Origin of the sequence: Alteromonas sp. B31-7 (genome assembly GCF_015767655.1) — a bacterium.
In the GTDB taxonomy this organism is placed as follows: domain Bacteria; phylum Pseudomonadota; class Gammaproteobacteria; order Enterobacterales; family Alteromonadaceae; genus Alteromonas; species Alteromonas australica.
In genome coordinates, this window is sequence record NZ_CP065233.1 from 2,870,995 (window position 1) to 2,895,610 (window position 24,616).

Annotated in this window: 21 protein-coding genes; 9 read left to right on the forward strand and 12 right to left on the reverse strand. The window is 45.4% G+C overall.

Features of this window, described 5'->3' with window-relative positions; translation table 11 throughout:
* The first annotated feature begins 47 nt into the window (after positions 1 to 47).
* A complete protein-coding gene (locus IUA53_RS12400) occupies positions 48 to 263 on the forward strand; it encodes a DUF3820 family protein (RefSeq protein WP_044446847.1) in 216 nt (71 codons plus the stop codon).
* A 73-nt stretch (positions 264 to 336) separates the two neighbouring features.
* Here IUA53_RS12400 and IUA53_RS12405 read toward each other — a convergent pair whose 3' ends face one another.
* A complete protein-coding gene (locus IUA53_RS12405; RefSeq protein WP_044056660.1) occupies positions 337 to 1,017 on the reverse strand; it encodes a LytR/AlgR family response regulator transcription factor in 681 nt (226 codons plus the stop codon).
* Entirely contained in the window at positions 1,011 to 2,627 is a 1,617-nt protein-coding gene (locus IUA53_RS12410; protein ID WP_052806620.1) for a sensor histidine kinase, read from the reverse strand. Before IUA53_RS12410 ends, IUA53_RS12405 begins: the two co-directional genes overlap by 7 nt.
* Before the next feature lie 219 nt (positions 2,628 to 2,846).
* Here IUA53_RS12410 and IUA53_RS12415 point away from each other — a divergent pair, with 219 nt between their 5' ends.
* The gene (locus IUA53_RS12415) at positions 2,847 to 3,695 is read left to right on the forward strand and encodes an ABC transporter ATP-binding protein (protein ID WP_044446843.1); all 849 of its coding nucleotides are present in this window, start codon (positions 2,847 to 2,849) and stop codon (positions 3,693 to 3,695) included.
* Positions 3,695 to 6,904 (forward strand): M1 family aminopeptidase, encoded by a 3,210-nt coding sequence (locus IUA53_RS12420; protein WP_196897196.1) that lies wholly within the window; start codon positions 3,695 to 3,697, stop codon positions 6,902 to 6,904. Before IUA53_RS12415 ends, IUA53_RS12420 begins: the two co-directional genes overlap by 1 nt.
* A gap of 49 nt (positions 6,905 to 6,953) precedes the next feature.
* Here the strand turns inward: IUA53_RS12420 and IUA53_RS12425 are convergent, their stop codons facing one another.
* On the reverse strand, positions 6,954 to 8,297 hold the full coding sequence (locus IUA53_RS12425; RefSeq protein WP_044056658.1) for a class II 3-deoxy-7-phosphoheptulonate synthase: 1,344 nt from the start codon (positions 8,295 to 8,297) through the stop codon (positions 6,954 to 6,956).
* 110 nt (positions 8,298 to 8,407) lie between these two features.
* Positions 8,408 to 8,878, reverse strand: a complete 471-nt coding sequence (locus IUA53_RS12430) for a low molecular weight protein-tyrosine-phosphatase (protein WP_044056657.1) — start codon at positions 8,876 to 8,878, stop codon at positions 8,408 to 8,410.
* Positions 8,879 to 8,972: 94 nt separating this feature from the next.
* Here IUA53_RS12430 and pepE point away from each other — a divergent pair, with 94 nt between their 5' ends.
* A complete protein-coding gene (pepE, locus tag IUA53_RS12435; protein ID WP_196897197.1) occupies positions 8,973 to 9,695 on the forward strand; it encodes a dipeptidase PepE in 723 nt (240 codons plus the stop codon).
* Here the strand turns inward: pepE and bioD are convergent.
* The 4 genes from bioD to bioB are packed head-to-tail and all read right to left on the reverse strand — an operon-like array spanning position 9,666 to position 13,514.
* Positions 9,666 to 10,337, reverse strand: coding sequence for a dethiobiotin synthase (gene bioD / locus IUA53_RS12440; RefSeq protein ID WP_196897198.1), 672 nt, complete (start codon positions 10,335 to 10,337; stop codon positions 9,666 to 9,668). The genes pepE and bioD overlap by 30 nt on opposite strands.
* Complete coding sequence (locus tag IUA53_RS12445; RefSeq protein WP_196897199.1) at positions 10,334 to 11,179, reverse strand: methyltransferase domain-containing protein; 846 nt, start codon at positions 11,177 to 11,179, stop codon at positions 10,334 to 10,336. Before IUA53_RS12445 ends, bioD begins: the two co-directional genes overlap by 4 nt.
* Positions 11,176 to 12,405 carry an aminotransferase class I/II-fold pyridoxal phosphate-dependent enzyme gene (locus tag IUA53_RS12450; protein ID WP_196897200.1) on the reverse strand — a complete coding sequence of 410 codons (1,230 nt, stop codon included), beginning with the start codon at positions 12,403 to 12,405 and terminating at the stop codon, positions 11,176 to 11,178. Before IUA53_RS12450 ends, IUA53_RS12445 begins: the two co-directional genes overlap by 4 nt.
* Complete coding sequence (bioB, locus tag IUA53_RS12455; RefSeq protein ID WP_044056653.1) at positions 12,405 to 13,514, reverse strand: biotin synthase BioB; 1,110 nt, start codon at positions 13,512 to 13,514, stop codon at positions 12,405 to 12,407. The genes IUA53_RS12450 and bioB overlap by 1 nt, the downstream gene beginning before the upstream one ends.
* Positions 13,515 to 13,612: 98 nt before the next feature.
* On the opposite strand from bioB, the gene bioA reads away from it, so the two are divergent.
* From bioA to IUA53_RS12470, 3 genes are all read left to right on the forward strand, one after another.
* Entirely contained in the window at positions 13,613 to 14,881 is a 1,269-nt protein-coding gene (bioA, locus tag IUA53_RS12460) for an adenosylmethionine--8-amino-7-oxononanoate transaminase (protein WP_442859003.1), read from the forward strand.
* 88 nt (positions 14,882 to 14,969) lie between these two features.
* Positions 14,970 to 15,485 carry a DUF2937 family protein gene (locus tag IUA53_RS12465; protein ID WP_044056652.1) on the forward strand — a complete coding sequence of 172 codons (516 nt, stop codon included), beginning with the start codon at positions 14,970 to 14,972 and terminating at the stop codon, positions 15,483 to 15,485.
* 169 nt (positions 15,486 to 15,654) lie between these two features.
* Positions 15,655 to 15,936: a hypothetical protein gene (locus IUA53_RS12470; RefSeq protein WP_044056651.1), complete on the forward strand. Its 282-nt coding sequence runs from the start codon at positions 15,655 to 15,657 to the stop codon at positions 15,934 to 15,936.
* A gap of 45 nt (positions 15,937 to 15,981) precedes the next feature.
* On the opposite strand, the gene IUA53_RS12475 is transcribed toward IUA53_RS12470, so the two are convergent.
* Positions 15,982 to 17,154, reverse strand: coding sequence for a GNAT family N-acetyltransferase/peptidase C39 family protein (locus IUA53_RS12475; protein WP_196897202.1), 1,173 nt, complete (start codon positions 17,152 to 17,154; stop codon positions 15,982 to 15,984).
* Positions 17,151 to 18,635, reverse strand: coding sequence for a RimK family protein (locus IUA53_RS12480; RefSeq protein WP_196897203.1), 1,485 nt, complete (start codon positions 18,633 to 18,635; stop codon positions 17,151 to 17,153). Before IUA53_RS12480 ends, IUA53_RS12475 begins: the two co-directional genes overlap by 4 nt.
* Before the next feature lie 205 nt (positions 18,636 to 18,840).
* Between IUA53_RS12480 and IUA53_RS12485 the strand changes: the two genes are divergently transcribed.
* Positions 18,841 to 19,809 carry a calcium/sodium antiporter gene (locus IUA53_RS12485; protein WP_044056649.1) on the forward strand — a complete coding sequence of 323 codons (969 nt, stop codon included), beginning with the start codon at positions 18,841 to 18,843 and terminating at the stop codon, positions 19,807 to 19,809.
* On the opposite strand, the gene IUA53_RS12490 is transcribed toward IUA53_RS12485, so the two are convergent.
* Positions 19,802 to 20,197, reverse strand: coding sequence for a hypothetical protein (locus tag IUA53_RS12490; protein WP_044056648.1), 396 nt, complete (start codon positions 20,195 to 20,197; stop codon positions 19,802 to 19,804). The genes IUA53_RS12485 and IUA53_RS12490 overlap by 8 nt on opposite strands.
* 280 nt (positions 20,198 to 20,477) lie before the next feature.
* Here IUA53_RS12490 and asnS point away from each other — a divergent pair, with 280 nt between their 5' ends.
* Positions 20,478 to 21,875: an asparagine--tRNA ligase gene (asnS, locus tag IUA53_RS12495; RefSeq protein WP_044056647.1), complete on the forward strand. Its 1,398-nt coding sequence runs from the start codon at positions 20,478 to 20,480 to the stop codon at positions 21,873 to 21,875.
* Between the two features lie 377 nt (positions 21,876 to 22,252).
* Here the strand turns inward: asnS and IUA53_RS12500 are convergent, their stop codons facing one another.
* On the reverse strand, positions 22,253 to 24,346 hold the full coding sequence (locus IUA53_RS12500; protein ID WP_196897204.1) for a prolyl oligopeptidase family serine peptidase: 2,094 nt from the start codon (positions 24,344 to 24,346) through the stop codon (positions 22,253 to 22,255).
* Between the last annotated feature and the right edge of the window lie 270 nt (positions 24,347 to 24,616).

Here is a 24,616-nt window from a genome sequence, read left to right on the forward strand (position 1 = left end):
TTAGGCGCCTTTCTCGGCCAATAAATCGTTATAAAAAAGCACAGGTTATGGATCCCGAACTGATAAAAACCACCGTCAATCAGATTATGCCCTTTGGTAAATATGCAGGGCGTCGCCTTTTCCATTTACCCGAACCTTACCTTGTATGGTTTCACAAACAAGGCTTTCCTAAAGGCAAGCTAGGCGAACAATTGGCATTGATGTATGAAATAAAACTCAACGGTTTGGAATCGGTTGTTGAGCCCCTACTCGATGATGACTAAGCCAGCGAAATCATGGAAGTGAGCTGACGTAGTCTAGCCTGAAACATAACAACGGCATCAGGAATCCATGCCGTCACAATGTGCTAAAGTGCCTTTTTAACGCTAGCTTGAAAGATTTCCCCACCTTTAAATTTACGCCCCCACTGAGGGTGACAGTGTCGGTATTCAGACACATCAGTGTCTTTTTATTAACCACATAGGATTTGTGTATTTGTAAAAAATCGACCTTAGGCAAACCTTCAAGAAGTTGTTTCAACGTACTATTTGCCAGCAACATGGTTTGTGTTGTCCACACTTTTACGTAGTTTCCATACGCTTCAAGATACACAATACTGTCGATGTCTAACCTGTGTATCTCACGTCCTACTTTTACTTGTATTTTTGAGGCATGGTTGTGCACTTGGCATCGTTCTCGAACTTTATCTAATGCTTTTGACAGCCGTTGGCTGTTCACAGGTTTCAGCAAATAATCTGCAACGTCGAGTTCAAATCCGTCAATGGCAAATTCTGAATACGCGCTCACAATAATCACTTGCGGCGGATGAGCGATGACTTTAAGCATATCAATGCCGCTTAGTGCCGGCATATTAATATCAAGAAAAAGAAGATCCACGTGGTGTTTTGCCAAGTGCTGCAGTGTTTCTGTAGCACTAAAACACCGCCCCACTATAGCGATATCCGGATGTTGCTTTAAGTGATGCAACAATACGGTGTGTGCTAAGGGTTCATCGTCAACAATCAGTGCTTTTAGCATGGCTGTAAATCCAACGTTAAACTCGCTACCCAGGTACCCTCTATGACGTCATTATCGAGGGTATTATGTTCACCTGGCAACAGTGAAAGCCTTCGGGCAACATTCGTTAACCCCAAACCTGTCTGACTCGCTTGTTGAGAACCAGACCAAATGGCGTGTTCAGGTTGAGACAGTGCGCCTTCAGCAAGGTATGGGCTTTGGCATGAGAAGTGAAGCACACCGCACTCATCAATACGTATCGACACATTTAATACACTCGGCTTTTCCGCTTTTTCTATGCCATGTTTGAACGCATTTTCCAGCAATACTATCAATAAAAGAGGGGGTATTTGATACCCTTTATTGCAGGTAGGCCAGCTTACATTAATTTCGCAATCGCTTTGATATCTTAGGCCTTGCAGGGCTAAATAATCATTCACATACGCCAGTTCATCCTCTAACGCGACCCACTCTTGCTGGCCTTTATACACCGTATAACGCAATAAATTAGATAGATGCTCTATGCTTGTTGGTGCCCTATCCGACTTTTCTAATGTTAGTGCATACAGGTTGTTTAGCGTGTTAAAGAGAAAATGCGGGTTAATCTGTTGCTGTAACAATTGCAATTCAGTACGAACTTTATCCTTTTCTACACGGGCGAGTGTTGCATCAAACGACTTACGCTCGAACGCCAAAATAACGGGCATAGTGACCGCTAAAAAAGCAAACATAAAACGGAAATTATCCAAATCAAACGCATTGCTGTTTTCAGAGGGAAGTAATGTCAACGACGACTGCGTATTTAATGGCAACAGCAGTGCACTTGCACTCAACACAGGTGTAGCTAGCAGAATAAATACAAGAGCAGTGGCTGCATAAGGGATTAAGCCTTGTGAAGATAATACCCTACGGATTAACCAGTATCGGTTAACCCAGTATATAAAAAAAAGTATTGCGGCCAGCCACAAAAACTGAAAAAAGTACGCCACAAAGCGATCAAATTCACCCACCACTTGATTGAGATCTACTTTCATTGCCAGCGGCTGGTTGTTCATAGGATCGGGGGTATACAAAAATATGCCGGTGCAACCAATTACCCAAATAAAAAGCGTGGCCGCAACCATTGCATCGAGTGAAAACACACGTTGAACCCACAATGCCGATTTTACATTGCCGCTCGACGGTGTTTTATGAAAATGATGTAGCCCTCCAAGTAAGGCGCCCACTATAAAAAACCAAACAATTTGACTGTCCAATTTGGTATGACTGTCCAATTTGGTTAGGCTGTCGGCTGAGGGGGCTATAACAGCGGCAGTTGATTGTGGTGGCTGCGCGGAAAAAGGCAGAAGTAATTCGCTGGGAAGATTCGCTGAAAAGAGAAACAATGAATAAAGCAGGCATACGCTAAACCATACCAGCGCGCCCCAGGGACGATGCAAACATGACAACAACCCCACTGACGTTAAGTAAGGCACTGATAGAAGTATTGCTTTTAAATGCAATACAATAAAGCGTGAGCCATGCTGCGCCTGCTCGTGAACAAAGGATAAATTAGCCGCCAGCAATATAGCGGCAACTAATGGCAGCAAACTGGCCAGTAAACCTCTATCCATTTTTAGGGCAATAGTCATGTCACTCTCTTTCAGTTTTCGCTTCCAGACTGTCAACAAAAACAGATATTTGCACACAGAAAATGATGAAAATACGCTTTTTACTGATGAAAGTAAAAAAAGCCCCCTTATTTGGCCTCTCGTCACGCCATCATACCCTTTAGTCACGCTGTAGTTTCACAACGCTATTTTGTATTTATAGTGCAAACATATCATTCACCTTTACTGATGAAGGCTCACATGCTTACTGTAAAAAATCTCAATAAAACCTATACAGACGGCACACATGCACTAAAGAACATTACCCTCACATTCCCTACAGGTATGGTAGGGCTGCTTGGTCCAAATGGTGCAGGAAAATCCACACTTATGCGAACCCTAGCCTGCTTACAGCCACCCGACTCAGGCACGGTATTATTCGATGGCATCGATATTGTTGCCCACCCCAATGCCCTAAGATCCCAATTAGGCTACTTACCTCAATCCTTCGGTGTATACCCACACCTTAGTTGCCGACAACTTTTAAAACACATAGCCTCGCTAAAAAAGGTGGATAAAAATAAAGTAGATGCGCAAATATCTTCACTACTATCATTAACAAATTTAACCGCAGTCGCGAATAAAGCGGTAACTCAATTCTCAGGCGGCATGCGGCAACGCTTCGGTATTGCTCAGGCACTGTTAGGTAACCCGAAATTAATTATTCTGGACGAGCCAACGGCAGGTCTCGACCCGCTTGAACGTCAGCGTTTACATAGTTTACTGGTAAAAATCAGCAAGCAAACACTTGTGTTACTGTCTACTCACATTGTGGAAGATATCGAAAACCTGTGTGGTCACGCTGCTATTATCATGCATGGTGAAATAGTCGATAGCGGCGAAATCCCCAATTTGATTGCGCCTCTACAAGGAAAAATTTGGGAATCCTCTTTGCAACCACCTTGTGGAATGCTGGTGTCTGAGAGCTATCATTTCGGGAAAGACGTATGGCGTGTTTATCATCACGAGGCTCCTTGCAGCGAGGCAATAAGCCGAGACGCCACCCTTGAGGACAGATACTTCTACGAATTAAATAAGGAGCAATGCTAATGCTTCTATTTTTTTCAGGATGGATAAACGAATGGCGTCTTTATCTCCGTCACCCCAGCGTTTGGTTAAGCTTTATTATTTATGCTGGCTTTGGCATTTTGTTAGCACAAGGGTTATCGGTTGACGGCGACGTGTTAACTAAGCGGTTAGTCCTGCTAAACAATGCTGCAATGATGCTTACCTTGCCAATTATTGTGGGGCTGTTAACGCCGGCATTGCTGCAGCGCGATACCCTTTCTCACATGCACCCACTGATAGCCGTCACACCAACCTCTGCAAAACAACAGTTTATATTACGTGGAGGGGCTTTTTTCTCCCTACTTTGCCTGCTAACACTTCTTTGTATTGTCGGGCAAATTTTAATGATTTCTCCCTCCGCCTCACAAAGCTCTAGCTTATTGCAAAGTGCCCTTAAAAATACCCTTTTTTTATATTGCCCCATTTTAGTGTTATTCACTGCATTGGCGCTCGCCTGTGCCCGCTATTTCAATAACGCCTTACCGAGCTATGTTGTCATGTGTGCAATGTGGGCGGGTTATGTCATGCTAGCATCGATTAATGGGTCGCCACTTTTAGCGGGAAGTCGTGTACTTTCTCCTCAATGGTATGCGCTCATGTCGTGGCTAGACCCCTACGGATTCACGGCCGTGTACCAGCAATTAGAACAAAATACTGACTGGTCGCTGACGTTTAAAATCCTTTTAAATAGAGGGTTGTGGCTGGCAGTTGCTGCTGGTATTTTTTACATCGCCAGAAGTGCCTTTGATGCTGAATCACGTAATCCAACACGTGTTTTACTCAAGCCCAAAACCGTTAAACCCCTAAATTGGACAGTCACTTTTTTATCTGGGTGCGTCAGAAAAAATTCAGTGTTACGTTACTTATTCTCTCGCCGCGACATCGGTTTAACGCTTTTCCCGCAAACTTTGCGCTCATTAACCTTGTCGACGACGCTTATCCTGGTGTATGTCATTTATGCCTGTATGGTATTTTCTGAAGTGCTGTCAGGTATAGGTTATGCCGAGCCTTTTTCTCAGCTAAAAACCATCACCAGTATGGATGCTCTGGCGAGGGTAGTATGGAATCTTATGCCGTTTGTCGGTTTCATTCTCATGAGTATTTGGGCATGGATACTATGCTGGAAAGATAAGCGATATCAAATGGTAGAGCTGGTCGCAGCAACGCCAACCGGAAGTCGTCATTTAATCACCGCACAGTGTTTTTCGCTTACCTTAATGTGGGGAGTTTTTTTAGGCGTAACCGCCATAGCGACTATGACGGCGCAATTATGGTGCAACAGCCCCCTGTCTTACGAGACATACGCTGAAACCCTATTGTTAACCGGTTTACCCCTATTGTTATTCGGCTTGCTCTGTCTTGTTGTGCATCATCTTTCACCAAACCCTCTCATTGGCGGGCTTATTTGTGGGTTAATGATTGTCATAAAGTTTTCACCCATTATGAGCATGGTGGGAATACCACACCCGTTATGGGATATTGCAGGCACGCCTCTTCAAGTAGCCAAACTTCCCGTTGGCTTTCAAATGAGTCAGTCTGCCTTTTTACCTTTTTTCAGCTACTGGGCTTTACTTACCACCTTACTGCTGTTTCTTGCCATACGAAAAAGCCATAGGGGCACCGGTTATACGCATTTGTTTAGCCGCGGTCACTTCCCATTAAGGGTGGCTGTTTGCGCGATGCTTTTTAGCGGCACTTTTATATTGCATAGCGCTCTAAAAGACGAGCGCGCATTAATGATGCCCAGTGAGCGCCACCACGTAAAAGCGGCCTATGAAAAACGTTACCTTCACTGGAAAGACAAGGCGCAACCTGTGGTCACCCATATTCAGGCGAATGTGCGATTTTACCCCCTACGCGGCATCGCTGATATTGCACTTTCTCTTACCTTAACCAACCATAGTAACAGCCGTATCGATAAAATATTGGTGGGTGCTCATCCGGATTTCACACCAGAGAACATCGATGTTGAAGGGGCAACCCTAAACCATTACGACGTTTATACACAGCAACGTGAATTTGACCTTGTTAACCCATTGCTCCCCGGACAATCAAAACAGCTGAATGTTGCTTTACAGGTGGCGAATAAAAACTTGTGGACGTCACCCACTCACCACGTTATCCGCAAGCCTTTTAGCTATTTACGTGGTGTACCTCTTATTCCCAGCATTGGCTTTAATCGCTATTTCACATTGACGGATAGTTCACTTCGTGAAGAGGCAGGGCTACCGGCTTTGCAATATCCCATTGCGAGTGCCTTGACGGCCTCTAACGCAGAGATCAGCGCAGAAGCGCAAAGCGTAATGGTAACGTCTGAACTCACTGCTCCAGTCGGCTATTTCACTCTTGCTCCTGGCGAAAAGCGTAAGCAATGGACTGAGCAAGACGGCGACGAGCACACCATGACTACGCTTTATGCGACTCGCGAACCAATAAGAGCCATTCCAGCGTGGATAGCCACCGAATTTACCCACGCTCACGAGCCGGCTGTCCTTGCAGACAAGAGCGTCGAGGTAAACCTGATTGGCGCTGATAATGAGGAGGCAAAAGATGTTCATCTGCGCGCCGCCACCCAAACTTTAGCTTGGTTTGAACAGCACATAGCGCCCTACCCTTATGCCCAGCTTACTTTCGTATTTGCACCTGACTTAGGTCCAAGTGGTTATGCGCTGCCTCAGGTACTTATCTTCGATCATTTGCTCGCGATGCGAACTACCCCCATGGAAGATGGTTTTGATCAGCGCTACAGAAGAGCAGTACATGAAGTGGCTCACCAATGGTTTGGTCATCAGATTGGCTTTGGGTTACCCGCAGATAGTGCGTTCTTAGTCGAGTCATTAGCCAAATACGTTGAATTAGTCATGCTTGAGCCGCGGGGCACAATGAATAAGCTAGTTGAGTATGAAGCGCGCCGTTATGCCCATTACCAACAAGGCAATACCGCGCCACCTGTGGCTTTCATCAATGGGACTGAGACAGCAGATGTTTATTCTCGAGCTACGCTGGTATTTGCAGAGCTTAGACAACTCGTTGGCGACAAACCCATTACGGATACCATTCGCGCGTTATTTGAACGGCAAAAAAGCACAGGAAAACCTGTGGCTGCCATCGACTTTGTTCGTCTGCTTTTAGCACGCACCGATAGGGTTCATCACAAGCGTATTCAGCAGCTGTTTCTGGAAGAAAGCTAAAAAAAAGCTGCGTTTTACGCAGCTTTATACGTTAGACCACTAAACCGGCTTATGCATGGCGTAAATGGTCTGCAACGAGGAACGCCATTTCCAATACCTGATCCGCATTTAAACGCGGATCGCACTGGGTTTTATACGCTTGGGCTAAATCTTCGTCGCCAATTTCGTAAGCACCACCCGTACATTCTGTAACGTGCTGGCCTGTCATTTCTAAATGAATTCCACCCGCATGTGTACCTTCGTCGCTATGGGCTTGGAAGAATTGCTTTATTTCTTTCAAGATAGCATCGAAGTTACGGGTTTTATAACCGCTAGAGGCACTAAACGTATTGCCGTGCATAGGGTCAGAACTCCATACCACATGACGGCCTTCTGATTTCACCTTACGTAATAGACGAGGTAAGTTGTCAGCAAGGTTGTCTGCGCCCATACGGGTAATAAGGGTTAACCGGCCAGGGTCATTATTCGGGTTCAACGCGTCAATCAGGCGAATAAGTTCATCTTCTTGCATACTTGGCCCCACTTTGACGCCAATAGGGTTATGTATGCCACGGAAGAACTCTACGTGAGCGTGATCTAACTGACGTGTACGCTCACCAATCCATACCATGTGAGCAGAACAATCGTAAGGCTTACCTGTTAGGGTATCTACACGTGTCAACGCCTGCTCATAGTTGAGCAATAAGGCTTCATGAGACGTAAACAATGACGTTTCATGAAGTGTGCTACTGGTTTGCGAATTTATCCCAATGACATCCATAAACTCTAACGAGTCTTGAATACGCATAGCCATGTCGTGGTAGCGTTCTTTTAGTGGGTTATTCTCCACGAACGCCATATTCCACCGATTAACTTCATGTAAGTCAGCCAAACCGCCTTGAGCAAAAGCACGTAATAAATTCAGGGTAGAAGCGCTTCGATGGTAAGCTTCTAAAAGCCTATCTGGATCAGGTCTTCTTGCCGCTTCAGTAAACTCAAAGTTATTAATAATATCACCGCGATAGCTCGGTAATGTTACCCCATTCACTGTTTCAAAATCTGACGAACGAGGCTTCGCATATTGGCCCGCCATACGCGCAACTTTTGTCACAGGGCAACGTCCTGCGAACGTTAGAACAATGGCCATTTGCAGGATAACTTTAAAGGTATCGCGAATTTTAGGCGCATTGAACTCATCGAACGACTCAGCGCAATCGCCACCTTGTAACAAGAACCCTTTACCTAAGCTTACTTCACCTAGTTGGCGTCTTAGTTCTCGCGCTTCAGCAGCAAAAACCAATGGCGGGTAGGTACTAAGCGTGTGTTCTACTTCTTTCAACCGCGCTTTATCATCGTATTCAGGTTGCTGAAGAATGGGCTTTTGTCTCCAGCTATCTACTTGCCAATTGCTCAATGAGTTTCTCCTGATATTAGGGCAAAGGTGTTTATTCACTTTAGAGGGTCATTTTACCATAAAATGGTGGCTGCAATAAAAACCTCAACTTGAAATTATAGAAAGTTATCTTAACTTTGCGCCTTTATATGAGAAATTAAGCCATCTGAGGCGTGTTCAATCAAATCCAACACCAATTCGAAGCCCCCTTTCCCCCCATAATAGGGATCGGGCACTTCTTCTTCAGTGCTATCGCAGAAACTAAGAAATAGATGAATTTTATGGTGGTGCTCACTTGGCGACATCCCATGCAGGTTTTTCAAATTGCTATTATCCATAGCCAGAATGTAATCAAACTTTTCAAAGTCGTCGTCATCGACTCGGCGGCACTTCAAGCCGCTAAAGCTGTACCCTCGGTCTGTGCCTGCCGATTGTGAACGCTTATCAGGCGGGCTACCAATGTGGTAGCCATGTGTGCCAGCAGAATCTATGATCAAATCAAGGCCTGCATCGTGGGCTTTTTTCTTAAATACCGCTTCTGCAGTAGGCGAACGACAAATGTTCCCCAAACAGACAAACAAGACTGCTATTTTATCGCTCATTAATGACATCCTTTTAATGGTGTGGCCGCCCCATGACTAAACTTTATATAAAAGTTCGCGTATGATATGCCGTCCTGAAAAATGTGGAGCTTATATGACCGCACATGTACTCATGTTAAGTAGTTCGCGTGAAGGCGACGAAGCCTACCTCACGCACGCCAAGGCGCGTATTCTTGCACACTTAGGAGACATTCGCGACCTTGTGTTTATTCCTTATGCCGCGGTAACTCAAAGCTACGACAGCTATGTAGACGCTGTGGCTTCTGCATTGCCTGAATGCAATGTGGTGGGTTTACACACCTTTGACGATCCTGTGGCCGCCATTCACAATGCGTCAGAAAATGGACACGCGATTGTTGTGGGCGGTGGGAATACCTTTCATCTCTTACATTCTTTGTACCGCTTTGCCTTGATGGTACCGCTGAAACACGCGATTTGTAATGGCGTGCCCTACGTAGGCTGGAGTGCTGGCTCAAATATTTGTGGTCAAAGTATTCGTACGACCAATGATATGCCTATTATTGAGCCGCCAAGTTTTGACGCATTAGAAGTGCTGCCGTTTCAAATTAACCCCCACTACACAGATTATCACCCGCCTGGGCATAACGGTGAAACGCGGGATCAGCGACTGGCGGAATTCACCACATTAAACCCAGAGATACCTGTGGTGGGTATTCGAGAGGGCTCAGCGCTGCTGTTATCCGGCAGCACCCTCACCCTGGTTGGAGAAAAAAGCGGGTTTATCTTTCAGGGCAACAATAAAACGCCTGTTCAACCGGAACAAGATTTAACAGAGTTGTTGAACCGCGCTGATTAATTCTTGGCTATTTGGCGCTACCTGATAAGGCACCTCGAGTAACAAGGGCGCGGGTAGCGCATGCTTTAATGTAGCCAGGTTTTCTTTATACCTTGGCATCTCGCCGGTAATATCGTTGGCAACCCATCCTTTTATATTAAATCCATCATGGGTAATGGCCTCCGCCGTTAAAAGAGCATGATTGAGACACCCTAGTTTCATGCCTACCACAAAAATCACTTCCATATTTAGTTTAGCCACAACGTCCGGTAAATAGGTGCTTTCACTTAGAGGAAGTCGCCAGCCGCCAGCGCCTTCCATCAAAAGTACGTCAGGTTTGTATTGTTGAAGTTGCGACAAACCTTGGCTAATTGTGTGTTCGCTTAAACTCACGCCGGCTTCTGCCGCTGCAATATGCGGGGCAATAGGCGGTACAAGGGAGATGGGGTTAATAATAGATAGAGGTAACTTAAGGCTGCTGGCCTGCTGTATCGCTAAAGCGTCTTCATTTACCCACTCACCGTTTACCTTGTCACAACCCGCTGCAATAGGCTTGTAACCGACACTGCTTTTGCTTATTGCTTGGGTAGCGCGCAGTAGCTGGCAGGTTACGTAGGTTTTTCCTACTTCGGTATCGGTTCCGGTGACAAAATACTGCTTCATAACTTTTCTAACCTAAAATGACTGACATGGTAAGACAGATGAAGGGCATTCTCTTGCTGTTCTTCGTGCGGTAAGTTTCGATACGCAAGATCTAATTTTGTAATATCTCGCTTGGTCAACGATTGTGCTGGGCTAGCTGTGCCGCCCGCCCCCACATGTTTAATCGACCCTAATAACGGCATAATGCCCTTGTGCTTATCCACATAAACTTTTGTTATTAAACGGCTTACCCGAAATCCCGCGTGCAAAAATGCAGTGAGCCACTGGGCCGCAGAGGGCATAGCAATATTGACGGGATGCAGGCGAGCCAGTGCTCTTGCTTTATGGAGTTCGGCAAACGAACCGTCCAACATGATTGCTAGCTCTGCTTGCCCGCCTTTATTCAACACCCGATAAAACTCTTGTGCAACTTGCTCTGGCGCAGGGCACCACTGAAGCGCCATAGAAGAAAACACCCAGTCGAAGGTACTAGAAAGCACAGGAAGTTGTTCTGCAGAGCCTTGGGCGAAATGCAGATGGGGGTAGGATTGACGGGCAAACGCCAACATACCTTCAGCAATATCTACACCCGTCACCTCTGCCCCCTTTTCAAACAGCGACTGAGTGTGACGCCCTGTGCCACAGCCTACGTCTAAAACCTTGTGCGCAATACTTGCCGGCAAATTGTTAAGCGCGGCGGTTGCGATACACTGCTGGATATTGGCTTTTTTGTCATACTGAGTCGCTGCGCGACTAAACTTATCCGCTATCGTGTAGGTATGAGCGGATGGTGTTTTGGTTGTGGGTTCAGTGCCGATTTTATCGTTAGAAATCGCGACCGATTGTGGCGGTATTAGGTTCATGACCTGTCCTCGATAGCTAACGAAAGGGCATCTATAAGCACATCAATATCTTGTTTGTTATGCGTCGCACTTAAGGTAATTCGTAATCGGTCTTCGCCTTTCGGAACCGTAGGATACCGAATAGCAGGCACCCAAATCCCCCGAGCTTTAAGGCCTTCACTGAGCGCTAGCGCTTTTTGCGGGCTTCCCACGATTAACGGCTGAATGGCGCTGTTGCTGGCTTTCAGGGTAATAGGGGTAGACTGCGTCATAAGCCCGCTACCTTCATCTACGCCTGCATTCTGGCCAAAGGCGCGCTCAATGCCTTTTCTAAAGTGGGAAATGTTGTCGTAAAGCGTATCGCGTCTAGATGAATCAGAGGCAATATAGGTTAATGAAGCAAGGGTTGCTACTGCTTGCGCCGACGGCATGGCAGTAGAGTAAATGTAATGTTTTGCAAAATTGACCAGAAAATCGATAAGCGCTTGGCTACCTGCAATAAAGGCGCCCGCGGTGCCTATTGCTTTGCCAAATGTGCCCATCACTATGGGCACGTGGCCTTGAGTAAGCCCTGCAGCTTCAACGGTGCCTAAACCTCGCTCACCCAATACGCCCATGCCATGGGCATCATCAAGCATAAGCCAGGCGTCATGGGCCTTCGCTATCGCCACCAAATCGTGTGTAGGCGCGCTGTCTCCATCCATACTGAAGATGCCTTCAGTCACAATGAGTTTATCGCCTGATACAGGCTTTTTCAGCAGCGTTTGTAAATGGGTTTTATCATTGTGAGCAAATCGCCTAAGCATGGCCTTACTTTCATTGGCCGCTTCTAAAAATGATGCATGCATTAAACGGTCAGCAAATATAGATACGCCTTCTGTAGACGCATTAGCAAGAGCAAAACATAACGCTTGATTAGCCGCATAGCCCGAATTGAACAGCAACGCTGCCTCACGATTGAGCCCTTCTGCCAGGTAGGCTTCAAGGGCCAAGTGGGCCTGACTATGCCCGGTAACCAGCGCAGAAGCCCCACTGCCAGCACCAAACTGTGCTAGCCCTTCCACCCAGTTTTGCAACACCCCGTCGTGATGTCGCATGCCAAGGTAGTCATTGCTGGCAAAATTCAAATAATGCTTGTTGTTTATGCAAACAATATTGTCTTTCTCGTATTGCTGACAATGACGTTGCCGTAAATACCCTTGCTCTGCCCGCGCTTGAAGCGCAGGCTCAAGCCAATCAAAGGCCATTATGCCTCCGCTACAGCCGGCTGCGGCTTGGCCGCGGTGGCATCGTAAAACAACTCACTCTTGTCCGACTCATTTTGCTGAGCAATTTCTTCTTCTAACACCTGCTGGTGAGCTTCGTCAGAAAAATCTCGGGTTCGTTCAGTGTTAATGCCTAGCTTTTTAAACAGCAAAACGTCTTCATGGGTGTCTGGATTCGAGGTGGTTAATAGCTTACAACCATAGAAAATGGAATTGGCTCCTGCCATAAAGCATAGTGCTTGCATTTGTTCGTTCATGGCCTCTCGCCCGGCAGATAAGCGAACATGAGACTTCGGCATCATGATACGTGCCACAGCAATAGTACGAATAAACTCGAAATAATCTAAATCTTCCACATTATCTAGCGGCGTGCCTTTTACTTTTACCAACATATTAATCGGTACGCTTTGTGGCTGCTCAGGCAAATTAGCCAATTGCACTAGCATGCTTGCCCTATCTCCGAGCGTTTCTCCCATACCTACAATGCCGCCTGAACATACATTCATGCCCGCGGCGCGCACGTTTTCAAGGGTATTTAGCCTATCTTGATAAGTACGGGTAGTAATGATATCGCCGTAGTATTCTGGCGAGGTATCAAGGTTATGATTGTAATAATCCAGCCCAGCTTGCTTTAGTGCCACGGCTTGATCGCGGGTTAACATGCCAAGTGTCATACAGGTTTCGAGGCCAAGTGCCTTCACCTCTTCTACCATTTTGACAATATAGGGCATGTCTCTGTCTCTAGGGTTACGCCACGCGGCGCCCATACAGAAACGGGTAGACCCAACTTGCTTCGCTTCTTTCGCTCGCTCTATTACTTTTTCAATCTCAAGCAGACGCTCTTTTTCTAGCCCAGTGTCATAACGTGCACTTTGCGGGCAATATTTACAGTCTTCTGGACACGCACCGGTTTTAATCGACAATAAGGTGCTGACTTGAACTTCATTAGGATCAAAGTGTTGGCGATGGACTACCTGCGCCTGAAAAAGCAAGTCGTTAAACGGAAGGGCGTATAGCGCCTCTACTTCGGCTTTTGTCCAATCTTGACGAATAGTGTGTGATTGCGCGGTTGGCGCTGAAGCCAGACTCATTGACTGTCCTTTACTAATTAAGAATGCTGGCTTAGTCTATGCGCCCTAGCAAAGTTGTCAACTCTGACCATTTAATAAAGTTTACTAACGGTTATATTTTGAACAATATAGAATTTGATAAGCAACATATTTGGCACCCTTACACCTCGGCTACCCAGCCACTTCCCTGCTATGAAGTGACAGGAGCAAAAGGGGTTGAGCTCACATTAACCAGCGGTGAAGTACTAGTGGACGGGATGTCCAGTTGGTGGGCAGCCATACATGGTTACAATCACCCAACCATTAATGCGGCTGCGCATCAGCAAATTGAGGCTTTTTCTCATGTTATGTTTGGTGGCATTACCCATCAACCCGCTATTGATGTATGTAAAACGCTGCTTGATATGGTGCCCGATGGTCTCGCCCGTGTCTTTTTGGCTGACTCAGGTTCGGTATCAGTAGAAGTCGCCATAAAAATGGCCATACAGTATTGGGTATGTCAGGGTAGAAGTGAAAAGTGTCGCATTGTCTCGCCGCGAAATGGCTATCATGGCGACACCTTTGCTGCCATGTCTGTGTGCGATCCGGTTAATGGTATGCACAGCTTGTTTGAAAACGTACTTAGCAAGCAACTGTTTGCGCCGGCGCCGCAAACACGGTTTGATCACACCTTTAGCGAAGATGATATTCTGCCTTTAGAAGAGCTATTTGAAAATCACCACCATGAAATTGCCGCTTTAATTCTCGAGCCCATTGTTCAAGGGGCAGGTGGTATGAGAATGTACCACCCAGAATACTTAAAGCGTTGTCGGCAATTGTGTAATACCTATGATGTACTATTGATATGCGATGAAATTGCAACAGGATTTGGTCGAACGGGCAAACTGTTTGCCTGCGAACACGCTGGTATTTCACCAGACATTATGTGTTTGGGTAAAGCCATTACGGGTGGCTACATGACGTTAGCAGCCACCTTATGTACTGAGGATGTTGCACAAGGTGTGTGTCAGGGAGAGCCAGGAGTGTTTATGCACGGCCCTACCTATATGGGTAACCCGCTAGCTTGTGCAGTGGCCAACGCCAGCTTATCCTTAATTAATCAAAACCAATGGCAAACCCAAGTCCCCGCGATTGAGAAACAATTACAGACAGAGCTTGCAAAATGTGCCGACCTACCTTCGGTGGCCGATGTTCGCGTTTTGGGCGCTATCGGAGTAGTTGAGACCTATACACCGGTGAATGTGGCTGAAATACAAAGGCATTTTGTAAAAAGCGGCGTGTGGATCCGCCCTTTCGGTAAGCTGGTATACATTATGCCTCCTTACGTTATCAATGCATCTCAGCTATCTCGGTTAACAGACGCAATATATTCGTACCTTAGCCGATAATAAAACACAGTGATATGCGCCCAATCAGGGGGCGCTAAGCACATCAAGATGCGTGCGCTTGTTAGGTTTGTTTAAGGCATAATTTTTCATGTTAGTTCGGGTTTTCGATAAGCTTATTTTTGCTATTCTTTTTATTCTGGCGCTTCAGGTGCCCATATTAGCCGACCATTATCGCCAATATTTAAGCGGTTACTATGACGCCACCCGTGAAGAAGTGACCGCACTTTCAACTCTCGCCAAAAAGCATGGCTACCCCTCTGCTAATGCCATGCTAGAGGCCTTAAAGCAAAATCCAGAAGCCGTTGTACGTGAGGATGCGCAAAGAAAAGCAGTAATGTTCAGCAAGCTTACTGATATTGAAGATGGTATTCGAATTTTGGCTCACGGCCATTATTTCGAAAAGCTTTGGTACATGGCTACCCCGTCGAAAACCCCTACCTTGGGTAAAGTGTTAACTAACTATTCCCCCTCTATTCCCTTATCCCCATCAAGTCTGGCATTTAGCTTAGTGACGGCTATCTTATTAAACCTCTTGTTGTGGAGCCCCTATTTTTGCTACTGCCAAGTCAAAAAAGTAAAACACGCTCACCATAGCTATCGGTAAAAATTCCTGAGTTGGCCTAATTGGCACTGTTAATGCAATTTCTATTGTAGGTAAACCGAGTTTCCTCAGCACATTGACTGTGGCCTATTAGGGAAACACGAACGCCAGGTTTTAATTTTATTATTTTTCACACACTTAATTGAAAAAAGAAAAGAAGGAAGGTGAAACAATGCCTACAGATGCACAATTACTCATTGGAAAAATGTTGCAAATTAAAGACAAAATTACTGCTAAGCGCCACTGTATCCCCAGCGATCTGCAAAGCGAATGGCACGCCCTTGATGAACAAACTGCCTGCTTTAATTCTGAAGCAATGTTTGAAAATGCAGTTAAAGGGAAAGGGTTTAGCAAGCATATTGATTACTCGGGCTCAATTAAAGAGTTGTCTACCCTCGTTAAGCGCTTAGACTCATTAAATAAAGAAGTGACAGTGTCCCAAATTTCGCACTAAGCGCCAGTGCATGATGCATAATTATCAGTATTGCGTAAGCAAGGGTTAAAATGGTTTAGCATCAATGATAACCAGTGCACTGATTTTTTTACTGCCATAGGTCGCAAGGCGTAAAAAGTCCTCTTTAGCAATAGGAATATGCTGAAACTCCATTTTATTGTGAGTGTCTGCGTCTGGGTCGTGAAGGTAGAAACAGAGGCTATCAGCGCCTGTAATAACCACCCAATGTGGTGCTTTTTTCTTATCGAAAGCATAGGTACTAATTAAACAAAGTACTGCCCGGTTCGCTGTAAGTGCATGATCAATGTCATCAAGATGCCATGCCCCTATATCAACCGGCATTGATTTATCCTGTGCTTGGCGGTAGAAGTCTTCTTCTACATGGGCGATAACGGCTTTTTTGTGCGCGCTTCGTACACCGTCGACAAACAACGGCAAAGCGTGGCTAATCAGTACTCTCGCGTTAAACCCCTGATGTATCGCCGCTAACCCTAAACCGATAGGATGGCAACCGCCATGACCCGAGGTCATGTATATGGTGGTAGCAACCCGCCATATATCAAGTTCCATACGCTGATTCATTTCTGTGCTTTTACGCAACTGTTTTAGCGCCATCATCAAAGATGCTGGCCCACAGGTAAAAGGCGTGGTTTGCTGATACCAAGGGTAAATATCTTGGCGAATTTTTATGTCAGACGTTAAGCGTTTTTGCATACGTAACGCGTCGCTATGGTCACCATAATAATCTTCATACATACCAAATGGACTAAATCCCAGCCTGTCATACAGAGCAATGGCGCCCTTATTGTCTATAGACACTTCAAGGCGCATAAAGGGCTTTCCCCGCTGTAACGCCTGCTCCTCTAATGCGGTTATTAAGCGCGCCGCTACACCACTGCCCCGTGCTTCTGGCGACACGGCGATAGAATACAAACGTGTAAGTTGTGTGCCCCGGCGCAACAGAAGTAGCGCATAGCCCACTAACATGCTCGGCGGCGGCGATGTTGCTACAAGGAGCACCGCCTGTTGGCTTGTCACATAGTGCTTAAACCGTCTTGCCGTTAATCTATCGGTAGAGAAACATTGCTGCTCCAGCAACACTAACGCTGGCACATCGGCAAGCGTTGCTTGCCGAACACCTACAGGCGCACTTTTGAAAGACGGCGTTAAGGTCGTAGATGCGCTTTTTAGCCCGTTCTTTTCGCTTAATGGAATCATCGGCCCCGTAACTCTAATCTATCCGCAAATGCCTGCATGATGATTTCATACAGTGCGCTTCCTAAATATTTATCTTCGATACCCGCGTCAATACTTGGGTTATCGTTAACCTCAATCACGTAAACCTGGTTGCCTGTTTGTTTAATATCGACGCCATACAAGCCGTTACCTACCACTTTGGCCGCTTTTAGTGCTGCATTAATCACAGGTTTTGGCACTTCAAACGTTGGCATGGTGGTAAAACCGCCAGACGAGAAACGTTCGCCTTGGTGATGATAAATTTGCCAATGATTTCGGGCCATAAAGTACTGGCACGCATAAATCGCTTTCCCATTTAACACACCGATACGCCAGTCAAACTCGGTATAAATGTACTCTTGAACCAAAACCAACGCTGACTCATTCAGCATGCTACCCAACCGCGTTTTGAGCTCGTCAATATTTTGCGCTTTATAAACGCCACGAGAAAACGCGCTTTCTGGCAGTTTTAACACCAAAGGTAAGCCAAAACTTTCAATCAGGCTTTCACACACTTCATCCGTTACTTTTGACACGAACGTTGCTTTAGGGGCAGGCACTTTTTGATACGTAAATGCGTCTTGCAAAAACACTTTATTACAACAACGTAATATGGATTGAGTATCATCCATGACCACCACACCTTCCCGTTCTGCTGCTCGCGCTAGCCGATACGTATGGTGGTCGATGGCAGTGGTTTCGCGAATAAACAAGGCATCGTACTGGCCTAATTCTTCAGGTGATAATCCACTGACTACGTTAGCTTGAAACCCTAGTTTTTCAGCAGCCTTTACAAATTGGCGAATGGCTTTATTGTCACTTGGCGGCGTTGGCTCTTCTGGGTTGACTAATATCGCCATGTCCCAGCGCGGACGCTTGCTCGACTTTGACGCTTTCCACTGTTTTTTTGTATAAGCTTCTATATCAGCAATGCATGCGTGTTGCTGTGCTTCATTTAGTTTTGCAAATGCGCAAGCCTCTACATCAGCCACACCCACAAGGCTTTGTTTCCCCGCGATGCCTGCTTGCTCTAGAGGAGACACGTTCAGAGTGAGCAACAAAATAGGGCATGGATACTTTTCAAACGCTTGCCGAGCTAGTCGCTTAAAACGCTGATCTTTAACTTCACCAAAAAGTACCAATAAAGGTGCCGAAGGGAGGCTGAAGTCACCGTTTACTAACGGAGCTGAAAACGGAATTTTATCTACCCGTCGCGCCTCGGCAAGGCGTAAGTCATTGATCGTATTGACCGCAGGTAAAACCGAATGCTGACGAGCTTGCGCTAACAATGAACAGTAATAGCCTTCCCCTAAGTAGCGACTGGTATCGCATAAGTTAATCACTCGCGTCTTAGGTTCATTCAATTTAGGAAAGTCAGCTAAATAGTCATTAAAGGTGAGTACCGTTAACGGGCTATGGCGAAATGGCGCTGTATCTTCGGCCACTATCAGGGTGTTGTGCATGTATTTCGCTTCTAAAAGAGACCAGTTGAGTTACAATCGTTGGCTGATGTCATAGAACACGCGAACAACGATTCATCACATATGAATGGCGCGAAGTTTACGCCGAAATTAAGTTTTGCAAAGTGGATTCAGCACGGCTTTTTTTCATCGTAATGACAACAAAATATCATCAGAAAGTAATAACGCTGTAGACGTAGGAGAACGTATGTTATTAGCGAGTTTTGCCATTCTAATTGGCCTTCCGGTGTTGCTGTGGAGTGCCAGTAAATTTGTAGGTGGTGCAGCGGCTGTCGCCAATCATTTCGGCGTTTCCCCTCTTTTAATCGGGATGCTGATTATCGGTTTTGGTACCTCTGCCCCAGAAATCATTGTTTCCATTTTTGCTGCTATTCAGGGTAACTCAGGAATTGCACTGGGAAATGCCTATGGGTCGAACATCGCCAATATTATGTTAATTCTTGGCTTAACCGCGTTAATTAGCCCCATAGCGGTACGTTCAGAAATCATCAAAAAAGAACTGCCTGTACTATTGGGTATTACTTTTTTCGCCGCATGGCAGTTACTTGATCAACAGGTTTCCAAAGACGATGCGTTCTCTCTATTAGGGTTATTTGTACTGCTAATATCGTGGAGCATTTGGCACGGTATGCAAGGCAGTAAAGATGCACTGGCCGATGAGTACAGCGAAGAGTTAAACACCACTGAAGGGACAGTAAAAACCCATGTAATCTGGCTTATTGCGGGGTTGCTTTTACTGGTGGCGAGCTCGCGTATGTTGGTATGGGGCGCGGTGGAAGTTGCCGGTTTCTTCGGTGTGAGCGACACTATTATAGGGCTAACAGTCATTGCCATTGGCACCTCGTTACCTGAACTCGCGTCGTCACTTATCGCAGTGAAAAAAGGTGAGCATGACTTAGCGCTTGGCAATGTAATAGGGTCGAATATGTTTAATACCCTTGCTGTGGTGGGTATTGCAGGCACTATTCAGCCCATGGCCGTTAGCGCAGACTTTTTATATCGCGATGTCATTGTGATGTTAGCCGCCACAGTGGCGCTGTTTGTGTTTTGTATTGGTATTAAGCGCCAAGGGCGACTGAATCGACTGGAAGGTGGTGTGTTAGTAGCCGCTTACACCGGCTACACGTATTGGTTAATTACCGCTGCCTTTATTTAAACACATCGAAGGTGGTGACTATGGTAATTAAGCTTACCGCAGCAATCACCGCCAGCACGATAAGATTACTACCGAACGTATCCCCTCGCCGCCTGCTGCGGCGAGCGCGGATAACAATGCTCACCAAGCTAACGCCTAAGCCAAGTTGCAATACGCCCAGCATGGCTCTTACATATTCTGGCGACCAACTATTCTTCCCTTCCACACCCCAATAGCTTTGCACGCCACTGATAAAGTCGGGTCGGGCGAAATGAAAAAGTATCAGTGCCACAACCAGAGAAACCCAACCAATCACATTCAGTGTTAGCATAACTTTAAAAAGCGGGGTTTGCGTACGAGGGGTAGAACGCCTTTCCACAAAGCCTGGCGGTGTATTTTTATTTCCCATTTGTCACTCTGTTCTCTGGCATCCGTTGTTAGGTTGAGTATACTAGCGTGCTGTTACATTGTTGTTTGTATGCAGTTAGCTGGGTATGGGGTCATACCTTAATCATATTAACTGCAAAAACGCATGTTCAGACGAGTTAATTACTATGCTATGCCGAGTTATCGGCAAAGAAATCTAAAACATTGATTATTTAGTGAAGAATTTGTGCCTAGGCACATTGTTGTTGGATATGTCACTATGACAGATAACAGCATAAAATCAGTAAGACGGAGAAAATAACATGACGCATGCGCCCGTAGTTGACGTACTTAAAGGCAAGTACGCCGTTGGCGAATCGGTAACCGTAAAAGGTTGGGTAAGAACACGCCGTGACTCTAAAGCGGGGTTATCATTTGTAGCACTTCACGATGGTAGCTGCTTTGATCCTGTTCAAGTCATTGCACTGAATTCTCTGTCTAATTACGCCGATATTCAGCGCCTGACTGCGGGCTGCTCATTAACGGTAACAGGCACGGTAAAAGAGTCTCAAGGACAAGGGCAAGCCCTTGAAATTGATGCTACCGACGTTGAGATTGTGGGTTGGGTAGAGAACCCAGACACCTACCCTATGGCCGCTAAGCGCCACAGTATTGAATATCTGCGTGAATACGCACACCTGCGCCCTCGTACCAATGTGATTGGCGCGGTTACTCGTGTACGCAACTGTTTGTCGCAGGCCATTCACCGTTTCTTCCACGAAAAAGGTTACTACTGGATCTCTACGCCTATTTTAACGGCGAGCGACACAGAAGGCGCCGGTGAAATGTTCCGAGTATCGACACTCGACATGATGAACCTTCCTCTTGATGACAAAGGTAATGTTGATTATTCCGAAGACTTTTTCGGTAAAGAAACCTACCTAACAGTATCAGGTCAGCTTAACGTTGAAACCTACTGTACTGCGATGTCTAAGGTGTATACCTTTGGGCCAACGTTCCGTGCAGAAAATTCAAACACTTCTCGTCACTTAGCTGAGTTCTGGATGATTGAGCCTGAAGTGGCGTTCGCTGAACTAAAAGATGTGGCGCAACTTGCTGAAGACATGCTGAAATATGTATGTAAAGCCGTACTTGAAGAACTGCCTGACGACATGGCATTCTTTGCCCAGCGTATTAAGAAAGACGCCGTAGAGCGTTTAGAAAAACTGGTAAATTCAGACTTTGTTCGTATGGATTACACCGATGCTATCGAAATCCTTCAAAACTGCGGAAAAGAATTTGAATTCCCGGTTGAATGGGGCATCGACCTTTCATCTGAACACGAGCGTTACCTAGCCGAAGAGCACGTTGGCGCGCCAATCATCATGCAGAACTACCCCAAAGACATTAAAGCTTTCTATATGCGCATTAATGACGACGGTAAAACCGTGGCTGCAATGGACGTATTGGCACCCGGCATTGGTGAAATCATTGGCGGTTCACAGCGTGAAGAGCGCCTAGATGTGTTTGATGCGCGCCTAGATGAAATGGGCTTATCTAAAGAAGACTATGCGTGGTATCGCGATCTGCGTCGTTACGGCACCGTCCCTCACTCAGGCTTTGGTCTTGGTTTTGAGCGCCTTGTTGCTTACGTCACTGGCATGCAAAACGTACGTGATGTTATTCCGTTCCCACGCACACCGGGCAACGCTAGCTTCTAAAAAGCGAAGTGAAAGTACACCTGAAATACAAAAAAGCTCGCTATCTTTATAGCGAGCTTTTTCTTTTAAGTGGTAGTAGCAAATATCTGATATTACCGCTTCGGCGATTCGATTTTACCTTCATCTGGGAGACAGCTATAAGCGTAATCAATCGCGCTGCTGTGGGCCGCTTTAGACAATGAGCAGACGCTCAAGCTGGGCGATATTTAAACCTGCGGATGGTCAAAACGCACATCGCTTAGGCTTTGGGAAAGTTATGATTTGTAGGGATGCAAATCTTCCAAGCCAGGCATCTTTGACCTGTCAATATTCAATCGTGTAGATTTTCCTAAGCATTTCCTATTTGCCGCAAAGATTGAGTTTTAGAGATAGCGCTCTTACATACTGAGCCCTGTGTATTTGGCCGCAAAAGCAAGGTATTCTGCTGTCTTCTTAATCGCCATTTGAGTATTTGATCCGCCAGCTGTATGACCACTTTGTTCGTCATACTTCAATATTATTGGGGATACTCCAGAACTAAATTGTTGAAGCTTAGCTGTCATTTTTCTGGCTTGCAACGGCGGAACTCTAGTATCAAAATCTCCGCTACTAATATACATTGCTGGATATGATACGCCTTGCTTTACGTTCTGATATGGAGAGTATTTAATAAGAAAATCAAAGTGGGCTTTGATTGATGCATCGCCATATTCTTTTAGAGCAGGCGCATTATTATTTTTAAAACGATAATACCCAATCATATCAAGATCAGGGTAATGGCATAGAACTACATTCGCTAAGTCTGGCTTTTGAGTTGTAACTGCACCGACCAACAAACCACCGTTACTCCCCCCTTGAATTGCCAATTGCTTCTTGGTTGTAAAACCCTCCTCTTTAAGCCAGTTTGCAGCGGCTATAAAATCATCAAAAACATTTTGTTTGTTTTGGAGCTGTCCTTGACGATGCCATTCTTTACCAAATTCGCTTCCGCCTCGAATGTTGGCGATAACGTAGTTTCCACCCGCTTCTATCCATGCGGCCTGTGCATCTGAAAACCGAGGCATTATACTTTGAGCAAAACCTCCATAACCATATAATATAGTTGGTCGAGGCCCCATCTTATGAAACCCTTTGGCACCTAATATTGATATTGGAAAGCGAGTACCATCTTTAGAAGTTACCCAGTATTGCTTTACCTCAAATTTATCACTGTCAAAAGGAACCTTGGATTCGGTGTAAAGACTAGATTTTTTCTCCTTAACATTAAACTCAAAGGTTTTTCTTCCAGCTAAAAATGTGTCAGTTCCAAAATAAAGTACCTCAGAATTTTTATGGCTCGATAGTCTAGTTACTTGTGAGTGAGCAGGGACAGGTATTTGATAAAGAAACTCTCCTTCAGGTGAAAATACATGCAACTTATGTTGTACATTTTGTAGATAAGTGATGACATTCTTATTATCCGCTACATTTATATCCTCGATAACGCGTTCGGCGTCTTCTGGGATAATTAACTTCCAATTGGCCATATTGAGCTTTGATAGATCAACCTCATAGACTTCGCCATTGTTGGCAGTTAGGTTGCTGTAAATATAGAGCTTTTCTCCAATAAACCACGGCATAAACAAACCATCCAACCCTTTAACTATGGCTTTTGTTTCACCATCACTTCTTGTATCTCGTAAGTAAAGATCAGATCTTGTCCAGCCATGCTCAACGGAAAATAGCAGGTATCGGCCCGAATCAGATTCATCAATGCTAATCCAATTTTCAAGCGGCTGCCCTTGTCCGAATAAAACTTCATCATCGCTAAAGTCAGTTCCATATTGATGAGAATAGATTAATACCGATTCACCGCGTGTACGCTTTGTATAATAATATCCTTTTCCATCGGTTTTAAACTTCACCTGATCGTAGAGACCGTAGGGCAAGACCTCACGGAGATCTTTTCCTGTTACTGTGTCTCTAAATCGTATTTCCATTTCATCCGCGCCAGTGAGCGTGACTCCATAGGCTACTATAGTCCCATCTTTGTTTGTATCGAGAATTGAGATATTTGCAGTTCCATCTTCACTAAACTCTGAGGGATCAAGTAAGACTCGCTCCATTCCCTTCTCATCGATAACGATATATTGCCAGAAATTACTATTGATGGGATGCTTCCATACAAAGGTAAAGTCGCCTGCAACAGTTGGAGATCCATTAAGCTCTACATTTTTCATACGAGCCAGAGCTTTCTCAAACATAGGGAGAGCTTTAAGGTTAGACAACTGAGCATCAGCAAATGCTTGCTGATCTTTGATCCAGTTGCGAGTCTCAATTGATTCGTCGTCTTCCAACCACCGAAAAGGATCCGGAATCTTATGCCCATGTATTTCATCGACAACAATTATTTGCTCTGATGCAGGATAAGAAAACTTCGTTAACTTTGAAGAAGCATTAACGTCGACGATGAACAGTAAAAAAAAGCAAAGCGCAACAAATAATATCTTCATACTGCAACCTTCCAGGGTGGCTATTTTTTGTACAGAGAGTATTGCATAGATATGTATTCCATACAAATTGATAATACTGGCTGAATACTCGATACAAACCCATCGCAAAATGCAAACACTTTTAATAAAGCGATCGCCACTACTTTTCTCTTCGTGGAAGCAGGAAAGGACTGCCTGCGATTAAGAAAGCTCCAATCTGGGGGCTTTCAACAATTAAGAATGCTACTGCTATCCAGATCATTTTTAATCAAGAGTTATATATTACTCAAC